This is a genomic window from Streptomyces sp. NPDC021115 (assembly GCF_044333065.1).
Classification (GTDB): Bacteria; Actinomycetota; Actinomycetes; order Streptomycetales; family Streptomycetaceae; genus Streptomyces.
On the sequence record NZ_JBIRQF010000006.1, the window covers coordinates 335,170 to 357,131 of the forward strand.

Here is a 21,962-nt window from a genome sequence, read left to right on the forward strand (position 1 = left end):
CCACCCCTCCCCATACCGCATCCCGCAACCCGGGAAGGGGCCGCACCCATGGCTTCCTCGACCACCACGGTCACCTCCACCCCGAACCCCTCCGTCCCCGGCCAGGCCGTCACCTACACCGCGACCGTCGCCTCCGTGCCGCCGGGCGCGTTCACCCCGACCGGTACGGTCACCTTCACCCTGGACGCCGGTACGCCGGTGACCGTTGCGGTCGACGCCGGCGGACAGGCATCCTTCACCGACAGCTCCCTGTCCGTCGGCTCCCACACGGTGACGGCCACCTACAACGGCGACGCCAACCTGGACCCGTCGACGGGCACCAGCATCCAGCAGGTCAACCAGGGGGCGACGACCACCTCGCTGACCGCCTCGCCCAACCCCGCGGTCTGCGGCGAATCGGTGACCCTGACCGCGAACGTGGCGGCCGCCTCGCCCGCCGCGGGAGTCCCGACCGGCACGGTGACCTTCATCATCAGCGCCGACGGACCGGCCCTCACCGCGCCCCTCGACGCCACCGGCCAGGCGTCCGTCACGGTCGCCGCGCTGGACGTGGGCGTCCATCTGGCGGTGGCCTTCTACGGCGGGAACACCGGGTTCGGCGCGTCCAACTCGGCCCTCGTCCCGGTGACGGTGAATCAGGCGGCCTCGACCACCACCTTCACCGCCACCCCCGACCCGTCCGTGTGCGGCGAGACGGTGACGCTGTGCGCGACGGTGACCGTGGACGAGCCGGGGACCTGTACGCCCACGGGGACGGTGACCTTCACCGTCTCCGGGGGCCCGACGCTCACCGGGACGCTCGACGCGACCGGCCAGGCATGTGTGACGACCGACGAACTGCCGCTGGGCACCAACTCGGTGACCGCCACCTACTCCGGCGACACCGGCGTCGCGGGCTCCACGTTCACCGCACCGGTCACGGTCGACCAGGCCACGTCCGCGCTCGCGGTCACGGCGGTGCCGAGCACGTCCGTATGCGGCGAGGCGGTCACCCTCTGCGCCCAGGTGACGGTGGCTCCGCCCAGTCCCTGCATGCCGATCGGCGACGTGACGTTCGCGATCACCGGCGGCCCGACGCTCACGGCGACCCTCGACGCCACCGGCCAGGCATGCGTGACCACCACCGCCATCCCGGTCGGCAGCCAGACCGTGACCGCGACCTACGGGGGCGACTCCGGCATCGCGGGCTCCACGGGCACCACGAGCGTGACGGTGAACCAGGCGACCTCGACCACCACCGTCTCCAGCGCAGGCGCCGGCGCCTGCGGTGCGCCGGTGACGCTGTGCGCCCAGGTGACGACCGTGCCGCCCGGGACCTGCGCCCCGACCGGCACGGTGACCTTCGTGGTCGCCGGCGGTCCGACGCTCACGGCGACGGTCAACGCGAGCGGTCAGGCGTGCGTGACCACCAGCGCCATCCCGGTCGGCACGTTCACCGTGACCGCGACCTACGGGGGAGGCGGCGGCGTCGCGGGCTCCAGCGGCACCGGTACGGTCACCGTCGACCAGGGCACGTCCACGCTCGCGGTGACGGCGACGCCGAGCCCGTCCGTATGCGGCCAGACGGTGACCATCTGTGCCCAGGTGGCGGTGGATCCGCCCAGCACCTGCGTCCCGACCGGCGATGTGACCTTCGCGATCTCGGGCGGCCCGACGCTGACGGCGACCCTCGACGCGACCGGTGAGGCGTGCGTGACCACGAGCGCGGTCGGAGTGGGCACGCACACCATCACGGCCACCTACGCGGGCGACTCCGGCGTCGGGGGCTCGACGGGCACGACCTCGCTGGTCGTGAACCCCGCCTCGTCCACCACCACCGTCACGGTCACGCCCTCCCCGTCGGTCTGCGGCCAGTCCGTCCTGCTGTGCGCCCAGGTGGCCACCGTGGCGCCCGGGACCTGCGCCCCGACCGGCACGGTGACCTTCGTGGTCACCGGCGGCCCGACCCTCACGGCCACGGTCAACGCCAGCGGTCAGGCGTGCGTCTCCACCACCGCCATCCCGGTCGGCACCCACACCGTCACGGCGACCTACGGGGGAGGCGGCGGTGTCGCGCCCTCGACGGGCACCGGGACGGCCACCGTCAACCAGGCCACCTCCTCGATGGCGCTGACGATCACGCCCAACCCGTCGGTGTGCAGCCAGTCGGTGACCATCTGCGCCCAAGTGACCGTCGTGTCCCCCGGCACCTGCACCCCGACCGGAACGGTCACCTTCGCGATCAGCGGCGGCCCCACCCTGACCGGGACGCTCAACGCCGGCGGTCAGGCGTGTGTGACCACCACCGGGCTCGGCGTGGGCTCGCACACGGTCACCGCCACCTACGCGGGCAGCACGGGCGTCGCGGGGTCGACGGCCACCGGTACGGCCACGGTGAACACGACGAACACCACCACCTCACTCACCTCCAGCCCCAACCCCTCCGCCCCCGGCCAGACGGTGACCTTCACCGCCACCGTGGCCCCGGTGGCGCCGGGGACCGGCAGCCCGACCGGCACGGTCACGTTTGTGATCAGCGGCGGTCCGACCCTGACCGGAACGCTCAACGCGGCCGGGCAGACGACCGTGAGCACCAACGCGCTCACCACCGGCTCGCACACAGTCACCGCCACCTACAGCGGTGACAGCTGCTACAACTCGTCGACCGCGTCGCTCACCCAGACCGTCTCCGGCTCGACGACCACGAGCCTGACCGCCACCCCGGCCGTCATCCGGCTGCGGCTCAACGGCCAGCTCATCATCCCGACCCTCAGCGCCACCCTCAAGAACCAGGCCAACAACCCCGTCCCCGGCCAGACGATCACCTTCACGGCCAACACCGCGGTGGGCCCGATCGCCCTGGGCAGTGCGGTCACCAACGCCTCCGGCACGGCGACGCTGACCAACGTCACCGTCCCGCCGTCGGTGCTGACCGCCAGCACCTACACCGCCACCTTCGCCGGGGCCACGGGCCTCAGCCCGGCCACGGCGTCGGCCTCGCTGACGTTCCAGCCGGTGCCGCTGCTCCCGTAGCGATTCCCGGCGGTTCCCCTGCGCCCGCGCCGGGCCGTTGCCACCGCGGCCCGGCGCGGGCCCCTGTCAGTGGGCCGTCCTATGCTCATCCGTATGAGCGAAGCAGCGCAGTTGGACCCCGAAGACCGCAAGATCATCACGCTGGCGCGCTCCGCGCGGGCCCGCAACGGCGTCGCGGAGGGCGCCGCCGTCCGCGACGAGACGGGCCGCACCTATGTCGCGGGCACCGTCGCCCTCGACTCGCTCCAGCTCAGCGCGGTGCGCACCGCCGTGGCCATGGCGGTGGCCAGCGGAGCGAAGTCGCTGGAGGCCGCGGCCCTGGTGACCGACGCCGAGACCGCCACCGACGAGGACCGCGCGGCCGTCCGGGACCTGGGCGGCGCCGGGACCCCGATCCTGGTGGCGGGCACCGACGGCACCCTGCACACAACCCTGCCCGTCTGAGCACCGCGGGCCCGTCCGGAACGGGGTCCGGTACGGGGCCCGGGACGGCTGGGTCGGAGCGGCCCGGGGCATCGGGGAGAATGGTGGCCATGACTGCCGGTACCTCCCCGTCCCCGACCGAGCAGCGGGAGACCCCGCACCGCTCGGGTTTCGCCTGCTTCGTCGGCCGCCCCAACGCGGGCAAGTCGACCCTGACCAACGCGCTGGTGGGGACGAAGGTCGCGATCACCTCCAACCGCCCGCAGACCACCCGGCACACCGTGCGCGGCATCGTGCACCGCCCCGACGCACAGCTGGTGCTCGTCGACACCCCCGGTCTGCACAAGCCGCGCACCCTGCTCGGTGAGCGGCTGAACGACGTCGTACGGACCACTTGGGCCGAGGTCGACGTCATCGGCTTCTGCCTGCCCGCCGACCAGAAGCTGGGCCCCGGCGACCGCTTCATCGCCGCCGAGCTGGCCGGGATCAAGAAGACGCCCAAGGTCGCGATCGTCACCAAGACCGACCTGGTCGAATCCGAGCAACTGGCCCAGCAGCTCCTGGCCATCGACCGGCTCGGCAAGGATCTGGGCATCGAGTGGGCGGAGATCGTGCCGGTCTCGGCCGTGGGCGACCAGCAGGTCGGCCTGCTGGCCGATCTGCTCGTCCCGCTCCTCCCCGAGGGCCCGACCCTCTACCCCGAGGGCGATCTCACCGACGAGCCGGAGCAGGTGATGGTCGCCGAGCTGATCCGCGAGGCGGCGCTGGAGGGCGTACGGGACGAGCTGCCGCACTCCATCGCGGTGGTCGTGGAGGAGATGCTGCCGCGCGAGGACCGCCCGGCGGACAAGCCGCTGCTGGACATCCACGCCAACCTCTTCATCGAGCGCCCCAGCCAGAAGGGCATCATCATCGGCCCGAAGGGCCGCCGCCTGAAGGATGTCGGCTCCAAGTCCCGCAAGCACATTGAAGCCCTGCTGGGGACGCCGGTCTTTCTCGACCTTCATGTGAAGGTCGCCAAGGACTGGCAGCGGGACCCCAAGCAGCTGCGCAGGCTGGGCTTCTGAGCTCAGCCCGCACCGCCGGTCGGAGGCCGGCGCAGCCGTGCGAAGCCCGGGAGGCCCCCTGGGGCCGAGCGGTGCGAGGGCGGCAGAGGGAGAGGGACGGGCGCGCTACGTGCCCTCCTTCAGCACCGTCCGCACCAGCTCGCGCTGGGCGTCGCTGAGGTGGGGGTCCGCGGCGTGGACCGTGCGGCCGTCCACTGTGATCTCGTAGTGGAAGCCGTCCGGGACGCCGCGCGTGGCCGCCGGGGCGCCGGTTTCGACGGCCTGGTGGGCCAGCGCGGCCAGATGGGTCGCGTCGGGCCGACCGGAGGTGTCCAGATCGGCCCGGCGCTCGATTCCGGCGAATCCGCCGGAGCGGGTCACGGAGATACGCATACGTCCATCAGTACCCGAGGGTGAGGCTCAGCGCGCGTCCGGAACCGCGATTCCGACGCCCTCCCAGGCCTGCCGCACCGCGTCCCGCTCGTCGCCCTCGCCGTAGCGGGACTGCGCCGCGGCCACCGTGAGCCGGGCGAAGTCGTCGAACTGCGCGTCCTGGGACAGCTCGCCGCCGGTCAGCACGTCGTACCAGATCCGCCCGGCCTTCTCCCATGCGTTCCCGCCGATCGCCGTGGCGGCCAGGTAGAAGGCGTGGTTGGGAATGCCGGAGTTGATGTGGACGCCGCCGTTGTCGCGCGAGGTGCGCACGTAGTCGTCCATCGTGCCCGGCTGCGGGTCCTTGCCGAGGACATCGTCGTCGTACGCCGTGCCCGGGGCCTTCATCGAGCGCAGGGCCACCCCGGTGACCCGCTCCGCCAGCAGCCCGGCGCCGATCAGCCAGTCCGCCTCGTCGGCGCTCTGGCCCAGCGCGTGCTGCTTGACGAGCGAGCCGAAGACGTCGGACATCGACTCGTTGAGCGCCCCGGACTGACCGAAGTAGTCCAGGTTGGCGGTGTACTGGGTGACGCCGTGGGTCAGCTCGTGGGCCATGACGTCGATGGGGATGGTGAAGTCGAGGAAGATCTCGCCGTCGCCGTCGCCGAAGACCATCTGCTCGCCGTTCCAGAAGGCGTTGTTGTAGTCCTGGCTGTAGTGGACGCTCGCGTTCAGCGGGAGGCTCGCGTCGTCGATCGAGTGGCGGCCGTAGACCTTGAGGAACAGCTCGAAGGTCGCGCCCAGCCCGTTGTAAGCGCGGGTCACCGAGTCGTCCGAGGTCGCCGTGTCGCCCTCGCCGCGCACCTTCTTGCCCGGCAGCGCGTCCTGGTGCTGGGAGTCGTAGATCGTCCGCTTGGGCCGGTCGGAGCGCGCGCCCTCCAGGGTGGGGGCGATTCCGCGGACGGTGGTGATCCGGCGGCGGGTGCGCTCCAGGGCGTCCCGCTCCAGGGTGCGGCGGGCGGGGTCGGCGAGGGCGGAGTCCTCGTGCTGGGAGACCTTGTCGAGGACATGCGGCGGCACGATCGTGCAGAAGACACCGCGGCCACGGGAGTTCGCGTTGACATCCATCCAGGCAATGTCGCACCGCGTCTACCGCTTGTCACGCCTTGCGGTCATGATTGATGAAATCGAGTGGTTGATGGTTATTCCTCCGCGCGAGATGCCCGGGTCCGCATAGTGATACGGAATCCCGCGTCGCGCGGGTCTCGGTTAGGCTGCTTGGCATCATGCGTTTCGGGCTGCTTCTTCTTAGCTGCCGCGGCGAGGGCCTGTAGTCGTAGGCCGACCCCCTCCCCGCGGAGTTCGGTGTTGCGGTGATTTCGCCCCGTCGGCCGCCCCATGGACCTTCGTCCGAGCGGACACCAGAGGAGCCCACGCATCATGAGCACGTCCGACAATCCCGGTCAGCGCGCCGTAGGCCGTCCCACCCCCATCACCGCCGCGACCGTCTCCCAGAAGCCCTCGGGCATGCCGATCCACAAGTACGGCCCGTACGAGGCCGTCGACATCCCCGACCGCACCTGGCCGAACAACCGGATCACCGCCGCGCCGCGCTGGCTGTCCACCGACCTGCGGGACGGCAACCAGGCGCTGATCGACCCGATGTCCCCGGTGCGCAAGCGCGAGATGTTCGACCTGCTGGTCCGGATGGGATACAAGGAGATCGAGGTCGGCTTCCCCTCCTCCGGCCAGACCGACTTCGACTTCGTACGGTCGATCATCGAAGAGGGCGCGATCCCCGAGGACGTGACGATCTCCGTCCTCACCCAGGCCCGCGAGGAGCTGATCGAGCGCACCGTCGAGTCGCTGCGCGGCGCGCACAAGGCCACCGTGCACCTGTACAACGCCACCGCGCCCACCTTCCGCCGCGTCGTCTTCCGCGGCACCCGTGAGCAGGTCAAGCAGATCGCGGTGGACGGCACCCGGCTGGTCGTCGAGTACGCCGACAAGATCCTGGGCGACGACACGGTCTTCGGCTACCAGTACAGCCCCGAGATCTTCACCGACACCGAGCTGGACTTCGCGCTGGAGGTCTGCGAGGGCGTCATGGACGTCTGGCAGCCCGAGGCGGGCCGCGAGATCATCCTCAACCTGCCCGCGACCGTCGAGCGCTCGACGCCCTCCACCCACGCGGACCGGTTCGAGTGGATGTCGCGGAACCTGTCCCGCCGCGAGCACATCTGCCTGTCGGTCCACCCGCACAACGACCGCGGCACCGCCGTCGCCGCCGCCGAGCTGGCGATCATGGCCGGGGCCGACCGCATCGAGGGCTGTCTGTTCGGGCAGGGCGAGCGCACCGGCAACGTCGACCTGGTGACCCTGGGCATGAACCTGTTCTCCCAGGGCGTCGACCCGCAGATCGACTTCTCGCAGATCGACGAGATCCGCCGCACCGCCGAGTACTGCAACCAGATGCAGATCCACCCGCGCCACCCCTACGCGGGCGACCTGGTCTACACCGCCTTCTCCGGCTCCCACCAGGACGCCATCAAGAAGGGCTTCGAGGCGATGGAGGCCGGTGCGGCCGAGCAGGGCAAGACGGTCGACGACATCGAGTGGGCCGTCCCGTACCTGCCCATCGACCCCAAGGACGTCGGCCGCTCCTACGAGGCCGTCATCCGGGTCAACTCCCAGTCGGGCAAGGGCGGTATCGCCTATGTCCTGCGGAACGACCACAACCTGGATCTGCCGCGCCGCATGCAGATCGAGTTCTCCAAGACGATTCAGGCCAAGACCGACGCCGACGGCGGCGAGGTCACCCCGGCCCAGATCTGGGCGACGTTCCAGGACGAGTACCTGCCGACGGACGACAACCAGTGGGGCCGGATCGCGCTGCGCACCGCCCAGACGTCCACCACCAGCGAGGGCACCGACGCGCTCACCGTCGAGGCCGTCGTGGACGGCGCCGAGACCGTGCTGACCGGCACCGGCAACGGCCCGCTGGCCGCCTTCTTCGACGCACTGGGCGCCATCGGCGTCGACGTACGGCTGCTGGACTACTCCGAGCACACCCTGAGCGAGGGCGCGGGCTCCCAGGCCGCCGCGTACATCGAATGCGCGATCGACGGGAAGGTGCTGTGGGGCGTCGGCGTCGACGCCAACATCGTGCGCGCCTCCCTCAAGGCCGTCGTCTCGGCGGTCAACCGCGCACGCCGGTGAAACCCGGCTGATCCCGTCTGCCGCTTTGTCACCCACAAGGGGCCCCGTTCGCCATATGAGGCGGGCGGGGCCTCGGGTTTGGCCTGTTGTCTCCGTTCGGGGTACTGACGGCACATCATGGATGTGGCTAGCATCACGTCAACGCGGCAACGTGGCCGAAGCGTTATGGAGGTGTGACGTGGTGCACGCGCGAGCCCATCGTGACCGGGACCTGTGTGTGGTAGGCGTCCGCACCCTGTGGCGGACGGTCGGCGACGGCGAGTTCTTCTGCCCCGACTGCGGAGGCGACCGCAACTACCGCCGCCGCACCGGCCGTCGCCGCATCGTGGTGCTCGGCGTGCCGTTGCTGCCCCGCGGTCCGGTCGCGCCCGTCGTCGAATGCGCCGCCTGCGCGGCCCGGTTCGGCACCGAGGTCCTGGACCATCCCACCACCATCCGCTTCTCCGCGATGCTGCGCGACGCCGTGCACACCGTCGCCCTCGCGGTCCTCGCCGCGGGCGGTACGGAGGCCACGGCGGTGCGTCAGGTGGCGGTCGGCGCCGTGCGGGCCGCCGGATTCGCCGACTGCGACGAGGACCAGCTCCTCGCCCTCATCGAAGCGCTCGCCGCCGACACCGGCCGCCTCCCCGGCGCCGCCACCGGTGAGCGCGACGGCCTCGACCCGTGCGGTACGGCGCTCGCCATCGAGCTGCACGAGGCCCTGGAGCCCCTGGCCCCCCATCTTGCCCCGACCGGCCGCGAGGCGATCCTCCTCCAGGGCGCCCGCATCGCGGTGGCCGACGGCCCCTACCGCCCCGCCGAGCGCGCGGTCCTGGAGACCGTCGGCCGCGCCCTCATGATCTGCCCCGACGACACCTCCCGCCTCCTGGCCGCCACCCGCGCCGCCTTCTAGCTCCTCCCGGCGGCCCGAGGCGGCCGCCCGGGGCCCCACGCGGCCGAACGCCCGGCCGCCGGTAGCGTGTGGGCTCCATGTCACTCACCTTCACCCGCGCCCCCGGCCCCAAGCGCTACACGCTGCGCCCTCGAGGCTCTGACCCGCTCCACGTGCGCCGTGGCGCCCCTGACGGCCGCCCGCTTCCCGAGGGGCACAAGCCGCGCTTCACCATCGCCGCCGACGCGGCCGGGGCCGCGCCGCTCGCCGTAGTCGTCCGGAAGGGCGATCGCCGCCTCGCCGTGCTCACCCCCGAGCACGAGCTCCTGGCCGAACTGTGCCTGCCGCCGCGGAAGAAGCGGTGGCGGCCCCGGTACGAGATCCACCTGCCCGATGGGACGGTGCTGCACGGGCGGGAGGGGACGGTGCCGTCGCTGCTGCTGTGCCTGGTGCTGCTGCCGTTGGCTCTTCTGTACGCGGCCGGTCTGGCGGTGTCCGACATGGACGCCCCCGACTTCAGCGCCCCGCTGCGGACGGCCTGGAAGCGGCAGGGTGCGGTTTTCGGCCGGGTGGCCATGACCGAGTCCGTGCGCGGCCGGTTCCGGGTCCGGGGCGACGTGCTCGACCATCGGGTGGCGTGCGCGCAGGCGGTGGCGAAGTACTGGAAGGGGTGACCCGCGTCGTTCAGCCCTTCCCCCGCGCGCCCCAGCCCTTGCGGTACGCCGCCCAGTCGGCGGCCGTGGCGGCGAAGTCCACGTACAGGGCGACCCCGAAGCGCTTCCGTCGGCGGTCCTCGCGGCCGAGGCCGAGGCGGGCGCCCCGGACGGCGGCGGGGACGGTTTCGGCCCAGGCGTGGCGGCCCCAGTTGTTGGTGTGGTAGCCGGGGAGGCCCATCAGGAGGTCCGTTCCCGGCGGGGTGGCCTCGAGGGCGAGTTCGGTCTGCTGGGCCACGTAGCCGCCGTACAGGCTCTCCAGCGGCGTCGACGTGTCGTACGACATGACCGCGATCTGATCGACGCGCCGCGCCACCTGGCCGAAGAACGCCTGGGACCACCACTTGGGGTGGTCGAAGAGGAAGCCCGCCACCGAGTGCAGCGCGGGCAGCGGATCGATCTGGTGGGCGGCGACCGAGAGCGGGGCGCGGCGGGCGCGGGTGAGGGCGTGCAGATCGTCGAGGAGGGTGAGGTAGTCGCGGTCGCCGGAGTGCAGCGGCTCCAGGTCGAAGTGGACGCCGTCGAAGCCCGCGTCCAGCACCTGGCGGGCGGAGTGCACCACCCGGGCGCGGCTGCGCGGGTCGGTGAGCCGGAGCCCGGTCGGGCCCTCGGTGGCCAGGACGTCGCCGAGCCACGCCTGTACCCGTACGCCGGGCAGCTCGCGGTGGACGGCCTTCAGCAGCCACCCGGCGCGCGGGTAGCGCTTCGCGGACAGGGTGCCGTCGTGCTCCAGCGGGCCCGCGTGGACGTACAGGTCGCGGATGCCGGTGCCGCGTATCCGCCGGGCCAGGGTGGCGAGTTCGGCGTCGCCGTTGCGGCCGTCCACCCAGGCGTGCCCGAGCCACACCGCGTCCCGGCCCCGGGTGCGGGTGCCGGGTTCCGGATCGCCCGCGTAATTCAGCCGCAGCGCGATCCCGGTGGCGAGCAGGGACAGCACCAGGCAGCCCACGAGGGCCGCCACGACGCGCTTGGGCCACCTCAGCCGGGGATGCGACCAGGCGCGCCCGGCTACGGCGCGGACACGGCGGAGCCGGGCGCGGGCGGCGGTGAGGGCCTGGGATATCGGGGGCGTGATCACGGACGGGAGCGTAGCGAGCGCCGTACGGACGCCGTCAGCCGTACGGCGCGGCTACCGCGCCGGGCCCCGCCCCGCGGGCCCTACGACTTGTCGGTCGGGATCTCCTTGATCTCGGCCGTGGGCGCGTTCTTCTTGACCGACTCGACGCCTTTCTGGGCCGCGGACTTGGAGTCGTACGACTCGCCGACCGCGATGATCTCGCCGTTGCCCGCTTTCAGGCGGAAGCGGTGCTTGCCGCGCTTGTCCTCGTAGATCTCGAACTTGCCCGCCATGTGATGCCACCTCCACGGGTCTTCGCGGTCCCCCTCGAACCACCGTAGAACGCCCCCTACGCCCTCGCATCAGGGGCGCTCGGCGGTCCCGGGCGCGGGCTCCGCGGCCGCGCCGAACATCTCCCGGCACGGCTCAAGACCCCGCACCTCGACGGGGACGGTCCGCCGCTCCTCCCAGGCCGCGCGGTCCAGCCGCAGCCGCTGGAGCGTCCGGGCCTCGCCCCGTACGGAGACCGTCTCCAGGCCGTCGGGGCGGTAGCCGAGGCGGCGCGAGACGCCCAGCGAGCGCCCGTTCTCCATGAACGCGCCGGACGTCACGCTGCGCGCCCCCAGTCCGGCGAACGCCAGATGCGCCGCCGCGGCCCGCATCTCGGTGCCGAAGCCCTGCCCCTGGTGGGCGGTGCCCAGCCAGGAGCCGGTCCTCGCCTCCCGGGTCACCGCGAAGTCGGCCGCGAGCAGGTCCTGCCGCCCGATCACCGTGCCCTCGTGCAGCACGGCGAGGCTCAGCGTCCAGTTCTCCGGCCGCCAGTCGGCGATCGTGCGCAGCACGTGCTGGAACGTCGCGCGTCCGCGTTCCTCGGGGGCCGCGTCGGACCAGGCCACGCTGAACGGCATCTCCGCCGGGTCGTGCACCCCGCCCGCGGCGACCGCGGCCAGTTCGTCGGTGCGGGCGATGTCGGGAAGCCGCAGCTCAAGGCGCGGGGTGCGGAGGCGGAGCCCGTAGAGGGGCCAGTGCTGGGGGTCCATGACGAGAGGTTGCCGGAGCCGCCGAGGCGGCGTCGAACCAATTACGGCGACGGGTGTCAATCAAGGTTGACGCTTGCGTGCGCGTCAACTTAAATTGACAGCATGACCGAAGCAACGGATCTCGCCGAGCGCGCCGGTGACCGGGACCCCCGCATCGGGCTGCGCGCCGTCGCAGCGCTGCGACGGCTGCTGGAGCAGCTGGAGGCCGTACAGGTGCGCAGCGCCCGCGCCAAGGGCTGGTCGTGGCAGGAGATCGCGGCCGAACTGGGCGTCAGCCGCCAGGCGGTTCACAAGAAGCATGGGAGGCGTTGATGTTCGAGAGGTTCACCACCAGTGCCCGTGAGGTCGTCCGTGGAGCCGTCCGGCAGGCGGACGCGACGGGCGGCGCCACGGTCGGCGAGCCCGAGCTGCTGCTCGCGCTCCTGGAGCGTACGGAGCGCACCGACCGTACGGACCGTGCGGACCGGGGCCGTACGGAGCGCGCGGACCGGGCCCGTACGGACAGCCCCGCCGCCGATGTCCTGGCCACCCTGGGCGCCACCGCGCGGCGCGCCTCGATCGAACGCGCCCTGGCCGAGGTCCGCCGCCGCGGCGGCATCTCGGCGGCGGACGCGGAGGCGCTGGCGGGGCTCGGGATCGATGTGGACACGATCGTCTCCCGGGTGGAGGCGGAGCACGGCGTCGGCGCCCTGGCCGCCGCCCCGCGCCGCCGCCGCTCCCGCGGCCGTTTCGACCCCGAGGCCAGGTCGGTGCTCGAACGGTCGCTGCGGATCGCGGTCGGCCGCGGCGACAAGCACATCGGCGACGAACACCTTCTGCTCGCCCTCCTCGCCCGCCCCGGGGTCGCCGCGACCGTCCTCGCCGATCACGACGTGACGTACATCCGGGCCGAACGCGCCCTCGACGCCCGCGCCCGGGCGCGCTGAGATGCCCTGGGAAGCTCCGTACCGCACAAATGGGGTTGCCCGGGCCTCGATCCGCGACGCATCCTGTGCCGATGCTGATCCGACGAGAAACGCGCTCCGACATCGCCGGTATCCGCGACGTCACGGCGGCGGCGTTCGGTAAATCGGAGGCCGCGGTCCCGGTCGAGGTCACCCTCCTCGATGAACTCCGCACCTGCGACGCCTGGTTACCGGCCCTGTCGTTCGTCGCGGCCGGCGACCGCGGTGAGGTGATCGGCCATGTGGTGTGCACCCGCGGCCACGTCGGCCCGGATCTCGCCCTCGGACTCGGCCCCCTCAGCGTCCACCCCGCCCATCAGCACCGGGGCGTGGGCCTGGCGCTGATGCACGCGATCCTGGGCGCGGCGGACGCGTTCGGCGAGTCCCTGGTCGCTCTCCTGGGCAGCCCCGCGTACTACGGCCGCTTCGGCTTCCGCCCGGCGGCCGCGTACGGCATCTCCGCCCCGGACCCGGCCTGGGGCGACTACTTCCAGGTCCGCCCCCTGACCGCGTACCAGCCCACCCTCAAGGGGCCGTTCGCCTACGCCGAGCCGTTCGACCGCGTCTGAGGCCGCGTCTGATCGCTGGGCAGGAAGGCGGCCAGGACCAGCCGGGTGACGTACGGGCTCTCGGCGCCGTCCAGGGTCGTGGGGTTGACCGAGTAGACCAGGCGGCGGCCGAGGTCGCGGGTGGCGAACATGCCGCTGGTGTAGCCGGGACGGGAGCCGGTCTTGCCCCAGATCTCCCGGCCGTCCTGCCTGACCCGCATCAACCCCATGCTGTAGCAGGCCCTGTCCTCCTTCGGGTCGGGGTTCCGCGCGCAGTTCTTGTTCTCGACGTTGGGCACGTCCGGGACGGTGAACAGCAGCTTCTGCTGGGCGGGCGGCAGCAGGCGGCCGCGGAAGAGCGCGGTCATGAAGCGGTCCAGATCCGCGGCGGTGGAGATCATGCCGCCCTCCGCCCACGGCCAGGCCGCCTGCTCGGTGACATCGGCCCGGCGGCTGCCGCCGTCCGGCCCGGTGACCGTGAGATAGCCATGGGAGTGCGGCCCGGGCAGCCGCGCGTCGTCGATCTCGGGGACGTAGGTGTGGCGCAGCCCGAGCGGCCCGGTGATCCGGGACCGTACCTCCTCGGCGAACGAACGCCCGGTGACCTTCTCGACGATCAGTCCGGCGACGAAGGTGTTGACCCCGTTGTAGGTCTGGGCGGTTCCGGGCGCGTACATCGGGTCGTTCTCGCCGACGAGCGTCTTGACGATGTGCTCGGCGGACCAGCTCTCGAAGCGGTGGTCCACGAACCACCGGCTCGTCCCGTCGCCCCAGAACTCCTCGCCGCCCTTCGCCGGAAGCCCGCTGGTGTGGTTCAGCAGCTGGCCGATGGTCACCTTGTCGAACGCGTCGGGCAGCAGGTCGGGCAGATAGTCCTGTACGTAGTCGTCCACGCTCAGCCGGTGCTCGGCGGCCAGCTGGAGCACCACGGCCGAGGCGAACACCTTGGAGGCGCTGCCGATCCGGAACGATCCGTTCGACGGCACGGGCTCCCCGGTCGCCAGATCCCCGACCCCGGACGTCCCCACCCATTGCCCGGCACGGCCGGAGACCCGGGCGAACGCCCCACTGACCTCGTGCTTCGGCAACTCGTCCAGGGCCTGTTGGAGCGCCTTTCCGTCCAGCGGCGGCACAGGCGCCTGGTGGGTGGCCGCGGGCGCCGCTGTGGCCGTGGCCGGGGCGGCGGCCCCGGCCGCTACGGCCGCCAGCAGCGCGGTGGCGGTGGTGAGGGCTCTCCACGAGGTACGGCGTGAGGTGCGGCGTAAGGACGAATTCACGTCGGGACGCTCCACGGGGTTCATGATCGGCCGGTCGTTCCGGCCGGGCACGACTCTTCCGAAGCCGCACCTCCGCGTCCTCCGGGCGATCCCCGGCCCACCCCTGACGCGTCCCTGAGGCGGGCTGGCCCCACCCCCTGAGCGGGGGCTCGCCGGATGGGCCGCGGCGCCCGCGTGCGGCGATCGTGTCGTCATGACCGATCGCGAAGGAAGAACGGCGACTCCGCACCCGGAGCGCCCTCTCGCCCGCCGCACGCTGCTGACCGCCGCCGCGGCGACCGGTGCGGGAGTGGCGTGGGGAACCGCGGGACGGGCGGCCGCCGCGGGCGGCTGGCAGCCGCCGGCGGCGCAGGGGGCGGTGGACGCCGAGGCGGCGCGCCTGGAGCGCGGGCTGATCGCGCTGCGGCGGGACATCCACCGGCACCCCGAGGCGCCGGGGCAGGAGCGGCGCACCGCCGGTGTGGTGGCCCGGGAGCTGCGGGCGGCCGGGCTGAGCGTGACCACGGGGGTGGGCGGCCACGGCGTGGTCGGTGTCCTGCGGGGCGTACGTCCGGGCCGGACCGTGGCGTACCGGGCGGACATGGACGCGGTGCCGCCCAAGGACATCGTCGGGGGCGGCCCGGCGGTGGCCCACCTCTGCGGGCACGATATCCACACCGTGGTGGCCCTCGGTGTCGCGCGGGTCCTGGCGCGCCTGCGGCGGCGGCTGCGCGGAAGGGTGGTGTTCCTCTTCCAGCCCGCAGAGGAGACGCTGTCCGGGGCCCGCGCGCTGATCGACGCGGGTGTGCTGGACCGCACCGGCGTCGAGGAGATCCACGCGCTGCACTGCGGTCCGTTCCCCGTCGGCCGGTTCGCGGTGACGCCGGGCTACGGACTGCCGGGCCAGGACAAGGCCGTGGTGACGCTCCCGGGGCCGGACGCGCCCGAGATCGCGAAGCGATTGGCGGCCGAGATCGCCGCGCTGGCGACGGTGGCCCTGCCGCGGACCCCGGCCGATCTGGGGCGGCTGATCGCCGACGCCCAGGTACCGGGCGGGCCGCTGGCCCGGTTCGTGGCCGTCCGGGCCACCGCAGAGCAGGACACGGTGAACGTGGCCTACCGCTGCTGGCCGGAGGGGCGGTACCCGGAGGTCCGCGCGGACATCCACCGGCTGGCGGCGTCCTCCGCGGGGGCCGGGGTGAGCTTTCCCGCCGAGCCGTTCCCCGCCATGGTCTGCCCGGAGCCCGACGGCCGCAGGCTCGCCCGCCATCTGCGCCGCTCGGCCGGCCGGGGCGCGGTGGTCGAGCTCCACGCCGCGTTCCCGCCGTTCAGCGGCGAGGATTTCGCCCTCTACCTGGACCGCGTCCCCGGTACGTACACCTTCCTCGGCGTCCGCGCCCCCGGATCACCCGTCACCACCGCCTATCCGCACTACCCCGACTTCGCCCCGGACGAGCGCGCCATCGGCCTCGGCGTACGGGCGATGGCGGGCTGGATCGCGGAGCGGACCCGGGCCGCTTGACGGACTGCTCCCTAGTCCCGGAACGAGCCGTCCGCCCGGCGTGCGTGCCGGGACAGCAGGTGCTTGCACTGCGGACAGTGCCGCCGGAAGCCCCTCTTGATCAGATAGCTGATGCCGATCGTGCACAGGTGCATCAGCCCCACGGCCGCGTTCTGCAGCACCCGCCCCAGCCACGATCGCGTACACGTCCCACAGTCACGGCAACCAGCCGCCATGGCGCCCTCCCCGTTCTCGGTTCCGTGGCATCCAGTGTGCGCAACCCGCCCCGCTCCACCGCCCTCAAGTCCCGCCCCGGCACCGGTTGTGACCGGACGAGGCCCGGGCCGGCACGGGGCCGTGACATCCCACTCGGCACCGGGACGGCCGTGCGTACCGTGGGGTAGCGGACACGGTGGGTCGATGGACCGTCGTGGCCGGGGCGCAGTGTGAGGAGGACCACCGGCGCGGTGCCCGGGTGTGCCCGCGTGCGCGCCCCTCGGGTTTTCCCGCCAACTCGCCCCGGAGAGAGCGGAAGTCGGCCGTCCGGATACCCTGGGACGGCCTTCCGTGCCGACACGCCCGCTGCCGGGGGTGGGCACCGTCACACGTCGAACCAATGGCCAAAACCTGGCCGGTTTGTAGCGTCGTGCCATGGACGACTCCACCACCACCTCGCACGATCGTGTCCTTCCGCAGAGCGCTGCCGGGGGCTGGATGTTCCTCCTCGAGGCAGCCAGGGACATCCGCACCACCGGGGCCCTCGCCCCCAGCGGCAGGGCGCTCGCCCACGCGCTGACCGAACCGGTGCGCTCCCAGGCGGGCCGGCGGCTGGACGTCCTGGAGGCCGGTGCCGGTACCGGCTCGGTCACCCGCTCCCTCATCCACCAGCTCCCGGCGGGCAGCCGCCTGGACATCGTGGAGGCCAACCCCCGCTTCACCGACCGGCTGCGTCAGCTCGTCCACACCCATCCGCGCCTGGCAGGAGAGCCGGGCCAGGCCCGGGTGCACCACGCGTACGTCGAGGAGCTGGACACGGGCCGCCGCTACGACGCGATCATCTCCGGTCTGCCCTTCGCCAACTTCGCCCCCCACCAGGTGGAAACGATCATGGGCCGGTATCTGGAGCTGCTGCGCCCGGGCGGCGTCCTGGCCTACTTCGCGTACCGGGGCAGCCGCCAGGCCCGCACCCTGATGGCGCTGGCCTCCCGGGCCCAGGCGCGGCGGCAGCGGGCCGCCGAAGAGGTGCTGGCCGATTACCAGCGCCACTACGCCACCGACCGCAGCACGGTCTGGGCCAACCTGCCCCCGGCCGACGTCTGGCAGCTCCAGCGCCCCGTGGAACGATCCCCGGGGGCGAGCCGGGAGTCCGCGGCGGCCGCGGCGGACCGGTGACGGCGCCGCCGAAGCCGTTACGCGTCCGACGCCGGAAGCCCCCGCGTCGCCACCCCGTCCGCGCCCAGGGCCGCCGTGTCGGCGCCCGCCTCGCCGAGCACCGCCGCGGCCACCCCGCGGCCGATCCGGGCGAGGCCCAGCAGCAGATGGTCGCAGTCGATGCGCGCCGACCCCGCCTCCTCCGCCCGCTCCTCGGCGATGGCCATGGCCTTGCGGGAGTACGGGGTCCAGGCGATCCGTTCGGCCGCCTGTGACGCGCCCATGCTCAGCCGGGCGCCGACCCGCCGGTGCACCTCGGCGGGGGAGACCCCTGCCGAGGACAGCAGCCGGGTGGCGCTGTTCTCCTCGGCGGTCAGCCCCCACAGCAGGTGCTCGGTCCCGATGTAGTTGTTGCGGTGCTGCACCGCGGCCCGCTTCACGTGCGTCATCGCCAGGCGCAGGCCGTCGGTCATGTTCTCGGGTGCGTAGCGCTTGTGGGGCGCGTGGAAGCGCTGCTGTACCGCCTGCCGGGTCACGCCGAGCGCCGTCCCGATGTCGGTCCACGAGCAGCCGTGCATGCGGCAGTGCTCGACGTAGTCCTCGACCAAGTCGTCGGCCAGCGCCTGTAGTTGCCCGGACACCCCGGCCGCCGCGGTCAGCAGGGCGAGCCAGTCGGGCTGCTCCTGGCCGCCGGGGCGGTGTGCGGTGTCGCAGGTCCGGTCGACTTCCGCGATGAGGTCGTCCAGGTCTGGAAGCGTCATGAGGCAAGTACGCCTTGACAATTCCCAACTGTCAAGGCGTACTTGCCTCATGGTGCTCACCGAGCCGGAGCGGCGACTCCGCGAAGCGTTCGCGACCGGCGCCAAGGTCGATGTCCGGGACGCCGCGACGGCGGAGGAGCCCGAGACGGACGGCCCCGGCTGGGGCCCCGAGCGCACCGTACGGGCGGAGGTCATCCGCGCCCTGCTCCTCGGCGGCGCCGACACCCGGCCCGGCGAGACCCCGGTCGTCCACCTCGTCGGCGCCCGGGTGACGGGGCGGCTGAAGCTGGTCTTCGCGGAGGCGTGCTGCGTGCTGCGGCTGGAGAAGTGCTGGTTCGAGGAGCCGCCCCAGATGTACGGGGCCACGCTGCGCGTCACCGGCTTCGGCGGCTCGTATCTGCCCGGGCTCGCGATCAACACCGCGACGGTCGCGGGCAACCTGGACCTGATGCGGGCCCGTATCCGGGGCATGGTCAACCTGGCGAACGCCCGTATCGACGGCAGCCTGCTCCTCCAGGGCGCGCACCTGTCCCACCCCGGCGGGGTGGCCCTCGACGGCTCGCGGCTGGAGGTCGCCAGCGGCATCGTCGGCCGGGAGGGGTTCCGCGCCGAGGGCGAGATACGGCTGCGGGAGGCGCGGGTGGGGGAGGCGCTGCGGCTGGAGGGCGCGTACCTCCACCACCCCGGCGGCGACGCCCTGTGCGCCGAGAGCATCCAGGTCGGCTCCCGCATCGACTGCGGCGAGGGCTTCCACGCCGAGGGCGCAGTCGTGCTGACGAGCGCCACCGCAGGCCGGGCCGTCAGCCTCCGGGGCGCCACGATCCGGCACCCCGCCGGGTACGCGGTGGACGCCCGGCACCTCCAGGCCGGGGAGCTCGACCTGCGGACCGCACGGTCCGAGGGCGCCGTCGATCTGCGCCACGGCCGCCTCGACGTGCTGCACCTCCCGACCGGCCCGTCCGCCCCCGCCCTCCACCTCGACGGCCTCACCTATCGCGCGCTGGAGCCGCACCTGCCCGCCGCCCGCTGCCTGGACCTCGTCACCCGCGACCCCGACGGCTACCGCCCCCAGCCGTACCAGCAGCTCGCCGCCACGTACCAGGCCATCGGCCACGACGACGACGCCCGCGCCGTCCTGCTGGCCGGGCAGCGCCACCGCCGTACGACCCTCCGACCCCTCGGCCGGGCCTGGGGGCGCCTCCTCGACGCGACCGTCGGCTACGGCTACCGCCCCTGGCTCGCCGGACTCTGGCTCACCGCCCTCACTCTGCTCGGCACGGCGGCCTTCCGCGCCGCCCAGCCGAAGCCGGTCAAACCGGGGGAGGGCGCCCCGTTCAGCCCGCTCGTCTACACCCTCGACCTGCTGATCCCCATCGGCGGCCTGGGCCAGCGCAACGCCTGGTACTGGCCGTCCGACCCCGTCCAGTGGCTCGCCTACGCGCTGATCGCGGCGGGCTGGCTGCTGACGACGGCGGTCGTCGCGGGCGTCACACGGGTGCTGAACCGCACCTGACGATGCGGACGCGGGGCGGTTCGACCACCTGTCCCCTTGAGGGACAATGAGGCGCATGAGTCTGTTCCGCGACGACGGCATCGTGCTGCGCACCCAGAAGCTGGGCGAGGCGGACCGGATCATCACCCTGCTCACCCGCAACCACGGCCGCGTCCGCGCCGTGGCCCGCGGGGTGCGCCGTACGAAGTCGAAGTTCGGCGCGCGCCTCGAACCGTTCTCCCACGTCGACGTGCAGTTCTTCGCCCGCGGCGGTGAACTGATCGGCCGCGGGCTGCCGCTGTGCACACAGAGTGAGACGATCGCCCCGTACGGCGGCGGAATCGTCACCGACTACGCCCGCTACACCGCCGGGACGGCGATGCTGGAGACGGCGGAGCGGTTCACCGACCACGAGGGCGAGCCCGCCGTGCAGCAGTATCTGCTGCTCGTCGGAGGGCTGCGTACGCTGTCCTCCGGGGAGCACGAGCCGCATCTCATCCTGGACGCGTTCCTGCTCCGCTCACTCGCCGTGAACGGCTACGCGCCCAGCTTCGACGACTGCGCGAAGTGCGGGATGCCCGGTCCGAACCGGTTCTTCTCGGTCGGCGCGGGCGGGGTCATCTGCGGAGAGTGCCGGGTGCCGGGAAGCGTCGTACCCTCTGCGGAGTCGCTGACGCTGCTGGGTGCGCTGCTGACCGGAGACTGGGAGACGGCGGACGCATGTGAGCTGCGCCATGCCCGTGAGGGCAGCGGGCTCGTCGCGGCGTACTTGCACTGGCACCTGGAGCGGGGCCTGAGGTCGCTCCGGTACGTAGAGAAGTAAGAACACAGCACATCGCAGACGAGGAGACGCGAAAGTCATGGCACGACGCGGGATTCTGGGCCGACAGCGGCGCGACTACCGGGCCCCGGACCCGCACCCGTCCGGCGCCCGCCCGCCGAAGATCCCCGGCGAGCTGGTGCCGAACCACGTGGCCTGCGTGATGGACGGGAACGGCCGCTGGGCCAAGGAGCGCGGGCTGCCGCGTACGGAGGGGCACAAGGTCGGCGAGGGCGTCGTCCTGGACGTGCTCAAGGGCTGCCTGGAGATCGGCGTCAAGAACCTCTCCCTCTACGCCTTCTCCACCGAGAACTGGAAGCGCTCGCCCGACGAGGTGCGCTTCCTGATGAACTTCAACCGTGACGTCATCCGCCGCCGCCGCGACGAGATGGACGAGCTGGGCATCCGCATCCGCTGGGCGGGCCGGATGCCGAAGCTGTGGAAGTCGGTGGCCCAGGAGCTCCAGGTCGCGCAGGAGCAGACCAAGGACAACGACGCCATGACCCTGTACTTCTGCATGAACTACGGCGGCCGCGCCGAGATCGCGGACGCGGCGCAGGCGCTGGCGGCGGACGTCCGCTCGGGCAAGCTGGACCCGTCGAAGGTGAACGAGAAGACCTTCGCGAAGTACCTCTACTACCCCGACATGCCGGACGTGGACCTCTTCCTGCGCCCGTCGGGGGAGCAGCGCACGTCGAACTACCTGATCTGGCAGAGCGCGTACGCCGAGATGGTGTACCAGGACGTGCTGTGGCCGGACTTCGACCGCCGCGACCTGTGGCGCGCCTGCCTGGAGTACGCCTCCCGCGACCGCCGCTTCGGCGGCGCGATCCCGAACGAGGACCAGCTGACGAAGGACGGGCCGCAGCCCGCCTAAGACGACGACGGGGGACACGTGGGGGAGCAGCGCGCGGTGGAACTGGTCTACCGGACCACCGTGGACGACATGACGGAGGCCCTGCGGGCCAGGGCGCGGCACAGCACCGATGGCCGCTCGACACGGGTGCTGTTGGTCTGCGGGGCGGTGATCCTGGCGCTCGGGCTGGCGACCGCGGTCGCCGCCGGCGGTGGCGGGAGAATGCCATGGATGCTGGTCGTGGCCGGGGTGGTGCTGATCTACGGCTCCTATCGGGCACCGGTGATCACGGCCAAGCGCTTCGGGAAGCTGCTCGACGCGCAGGGGGAGTTCCGGGCCGTCGTCGGTGAGACCGGAATCGAGATCGCGACGGCGCACAGCACCACGGCCCTGGGCTGGCAGATGTACCCGCGCTACCTGGAGACCCAGGGCTTGTTCGTGCTGCTGAGCGCGGACAGGGGAGCTACGGGCCTCGCGGTCCTGCCGAAGCGGGGCGTCATCGGAGGCCCGTACGAGGTCGACCGGCTCCGGAGCGTTTTCGACCAGCGCCTGACCCGGCTCGCCTGAACCGCCTCGCCTGAACCGTCCGGGGCACACCGGCGTCCACAGCCTCGGACGGACCATGGAACCTCTGTGCGACGATACGCGCTGGTGACGATC

Annotated in this window: 23 protein-coding genes; 15 read left to right on the plus strand and 8 right to left on the minus strand. The window is 72.6% G+C overall.

What is annotated here, in order from left to right; genetic code table 11:
• Window positions 1-48 precede the first annotated feature (48 nt).
• From ACH4TL_RS21340 to era, 3 genes are all read left to right on the plus strand, one after another.
• Window positions 49-3,012: a beta strand repeat-containing protein gene (locus ACH4TL_RS21340; protein WP_398316471.1), complete on the plus strand. Its 2,964-nt coding sequence runs from the start codon at window positions 49-51 to the stop codon at window positions 3,010-3,012.
• A gap of 93 nt (window positions 3,013-3,105) precedes the next feature.
• Window positions 3,106-3,456 carry a cytidine deaminase gene (locus tag ACH4TL_RS21345; protein ID WP_398316469.1) on the plus strand — a complete coding sequence of 117 codons (351 nt, stop codon included), beginning with the start codon at window positions 3,106-3,108 and terminating at the stop codon, window positions 3,454-3,456.
• Between the two features lie 89 nt (window positions 3,457-3,545).
• Complete coding sequence (era, locus tag ACH4TL_RS21350; protein WP_086015816.1) at window positions 3,546-4,502, plus strand: GTPase Era; 957 nt, start codon at window positions 3,546-3,548, stop codon at window positions 4,500-4,502.
• 105 nt (window positions 4,503-4,607) lie between these two features.
• Here era and ACH4TL_RS21355 read toward each other — a convergent pair whose 3' ends face one another.
• The gene (locus ACH4TL_RS21355; protein WP_398316466.1) at window positions 4,608-4,874 is read right to left on the minus strand and encodes a protealysin inhibitor emfourin; all 267 of its coding nucleotides are present in this window, start codon (window positions 4,872-4,874) and stop codon (window positions 4,608-4,610) included.
• A gap of 27 nt (window positions 4,875-4,901) precedes the next feature.
• Window positions 4,902-5,981, minus strand: coding sequence for a M4 family metallopeptidase (locus ACH4TL_RS21360; protein ID WP_398316464.1), 1,080 nt, complete (start codon window positions 5,979-5,981; stop codon window positions 4,902-4,904).
• Between the two features lie 312 nt (window positions 5,982-6,293).
• On the opposite strand from ACH4TL_RS21360, the gene leuA reads away from it, so the two are divergent.
• The 3 genes from leuA to ACH4TL_RS21375 all read left to right on the plus strand — a co-directional run bounded on the left by leuA (window position 6,294) and on the right by ACH4TL_RS21375 (window position 9,617).
• Complete coding sequence (leuA, locus tag ACH4TL_RS21365; protein WP_398316462.1) at window positions 6,294-8,072, plus strand: 2-isopropylmalate synthase; 1,779 nt, start codon at window positions 6,294-6,296, stop codon at window positions 8,070-8,072.
• Between the two features lie 178 nt (window positions 8,073-8,250).
• Window positions 8,251-8,964 (plus strand): TerB family tellurite resistance protein, encoded by a 714-nt coding sequence (locus tag ACH4TL_RS21370; RefSeq protein ID WP_398316460.1) that lies wholly within the window; start codon window positions 8,251-8,253, stop codon window positions 8,962-8,964.
• Between the two features lie 77 nt (window positions 8,965-9,041).
• A complete protein-coding gene (locus ACH4TL_RS21375; protein ID WP_398316458.1) occupies window positions 9,042-9,617 on the plus strand; it encodes a hypothetical protein in 576 nt (191 codons plus the stop codon).
• Between the two features lie 10 nt (window positions 9,618-9,627).
• Here the strand turns inward: ACH4TL_RS21375 and ACH4TL_RS21380 are convergent, their stop codons facing one another.
• The 3 genes from ACH4TL_RS21380 to ACH4TL_RS21390 form a co-directional block, all read right to left on the minus strand.
• Window positions 9,628-10,734 carry a hypothetical protein gene (locus ACH4TL_RS21380; protein ID WP_398316456.1) on the minus strand — a complete coding sequence of 369 codons (1,107 nt, stop codon included), beginning with the start codon at window positions 10,732-10,734 and terminating at the stop codon, window positions 9,628-9,630.
• Window positions 10,735-10,814: 80 nt separating this feature from the next.
• Window positions 10,815-11,006: a YegP family protein gene (locus tag ACH4TL_RS21385; RefSeq protein ID WP_358617843.1), complete on the minus strand. Its 192-nt coding sequence runs from the start codon at window positions 11,004-11,006 to the stop codon at window positions 10,815-10,817.
• A gap of 69 nt (window positions 11,007-11,075) precedes the next feature.
• Window positions 11,076-11,753: a GNAT family N-acetyltransferase gene (locus tag ACH4TL_RS21390; RefSeq protein ID WP_398316454.1), complete on the minus strand. Its 678-nt coding sequence runs from the start codon at window positions 11,751-11,753 to the stop codon at window positions 11,076-11,078.
• 102 nt (window positions 11,754-11,855) lie between these two features.
• On the opposite strand from ACH4TL_RS21390, the gene ACH4TL_RS21395 reads away from it, so the two are divergent.
• The 3 genes from ACH4TL_RS21395 (at window position 11,856) to ACH4TL_RS21405 (ending at window position 13,266) form a co-directional block, all read left to right on the plus strand.
• Window positions 11,856-12,065: a helix-turn-helix domain-containing protein gene (locus tag ACH4TL_RS21395; protein WP_030081114.1), complete on the plus strand. Its 210-nt coding sequence runs from the start codon at window positions 11,856-11,858 to the stop codon at window positions 12,063-12,065.
• A complete protein-coding gene (locus ACH4TL_RS21400; RefSeq protein ID WP_398316451.1) occupies window positions 12,065-12,679 on the plus strand; it encodes a Clp protease N-terminal domain-containing protein in 615 nt (204 codons plus the stop codon). The genes ACH4TL_RS21395 and ACH4TL_RS21400 overlap by 1 nt, the downstream gene beginning before the upstream one ends.
• A 71-nt stretch (window positions 12,680-12,750) precedes the next feature.
• The gene (locus ACH4TL_RS21405; RefSeq protein WP_398316449.1) at window positions 12,751-13,266 is read left to right on the plus strand and encodes a GNAT family N-acetyltransferase; all 516 of its coding nucleotides are present in this window, start codon (window positions 12,751-12,753) and stop codon (window positions 13,264-13,266) included.
• Here ACH4TL_RS21405 and ACH4TL_RS21410 read toward each other — a convergent pair.
• On the minus strand, window positions 13,239-14,522 hold the full coding sequence (locus ACH4TL_RS21410) for a serine hydrolase domain-containing protein (protein WP_398316447.1): 1,284 nt from the start codon (window positions 14,520-14,522) through the stop codon (window positions 13,239-13,241). The two genes, ACH4TL_RS21405 and ACH4TL_RS21410, sit on opposite strands and share 28 nt — an antisense overlap.
• 193 nt (window positions 14,523-14,715) lie before the next feature.
• Between ACH4TL_RS21410 and ACH4TL_RS21415 the strand changes: the two genes are divergently transcribed.
• Complete coding sequence (locus ACH4TL_RS21415; RefSeq protein ID WP_398316445.1) at window positions 14,716-16,023, plus strand: amidohydrolase; 1,308 nt, start codon at window positions 14,716-14,718, stop codon at window positions 16,021-16,023.
• A gap of 11 nt (window positions 16,024-16,034) precedes the next feature.
• Here ACH4TL_RS21415 and ACH4TL_RS21420 read toward each other — a convergent pair whose 3' ends face one another.
• The gene (locus ACH4TL_RS21420; RefSeq protein WP_398316443.1) at window positions 16,035-16,184 is read right to left on the minus strand and encodes a hypothetical protein; all 150 of its coding nucleotides are present in this window, start codon (window positions 16,182-16,184) and stop codon (window positions 16,035-16,037) included.
• Between the two features lie 469 nt (window positions 16,185-16,653).
• Here ACH4TL_RS21420 and ACH4TL_RS21425 point away from each other — a divergent pair, with 469 nt between their 5' ends.
• On the plus strand, window positions 16,654-17,394 hold the full coding sequence (locus tag ACH4TL_RS21425; protein WP_398316441.1) for a class I SAM-dependent methyltransferase: 741 nt from the start codon (window positions 16,654-16,656) through the stop codon (window positions 17,392-17,394).
• Between the two features lie 17 nt (window positions 17,395-17,411).
• On the opposite strand, the gene ACH4TL_RS21430 is transcribed toward ACH4TL_RS21425, so the two are convergent.
• Window positions 17,412-18,134, minus strand: coding sequence for a Clp protease N-terminal domain-containing protein (locus ACH4TL_RS21430; protein ID WP_398316439.1), 723 nt, complete (start codon window positions 18,132-18,134; stop codon window positions 17,412-17,414).
• A 49-nt stretch (window positions 18,135-18,183) separates the two neighbouring features.
• On the opposite strand from ACH4TL_RS21430, the gene ACH4TL_RS21435 reads away from it, so the two are divergent.
• From ACH4TL_RS21435 to ACH4TL_RS21450, 4 genes are read left to right on the plus strand one after another with little or no spacing between them, the layout of a single operon-like run.
• On the plus strand, window positions 18,184-19,647 hold the full coding sequence (locus ACH4TL_RS21435; RefSeq protein WP_398316437.1) for an oxidoreductase: 1,464 nt from the start codon (window positions 18,184-18,186) through the stop codon (window positions 19,645-19,647).
• 55 nt (window positions 19,648-19,702) lie between these two features.
• Window positions 19,703-20,449 carry a DNA repair protein RecO gene (gene recO / locus ACH4TL_RS21440; RefSeq protein WP_398316435.1) on the plus strand — a complete coding sequence of 249 codons (747 nt, stop codon included), beginning with the start codon at window positions 19,703-19,705 and terminating at the stop codon, window positions 20,447-20,449.
• Window positions 20,450-20,486: 37 nt separating this feature from the next.
• Window positions 20,487-21,323, plus strand: coding sequence for an isoprenyl transferase (locus tag ACH4TL_RS21445; protein WP_398316433.1), 837 nt, complete (start codon window positions 20,487-20,489; stop codon window positions 21,321-21,323).
• An 18-nt stretch (window positions 21,324-21,341) separates the two neighbouring features.
• Window positions 21,342-21,869 carry a YcxB family protein gene (locus tag ACH4TL_RS21450; RefSeq protein ID WP_398316431.1) on the plus strand — a complete coding sequence of 176 codons (528 nt, stop codon included), beginning with the start codon at window positions 21,342-21,344 and terminating at the stop codon, window positions 21,867-21,869.
• Window positions 21,870-21,962: the final 93 nt, after the last annotated feature.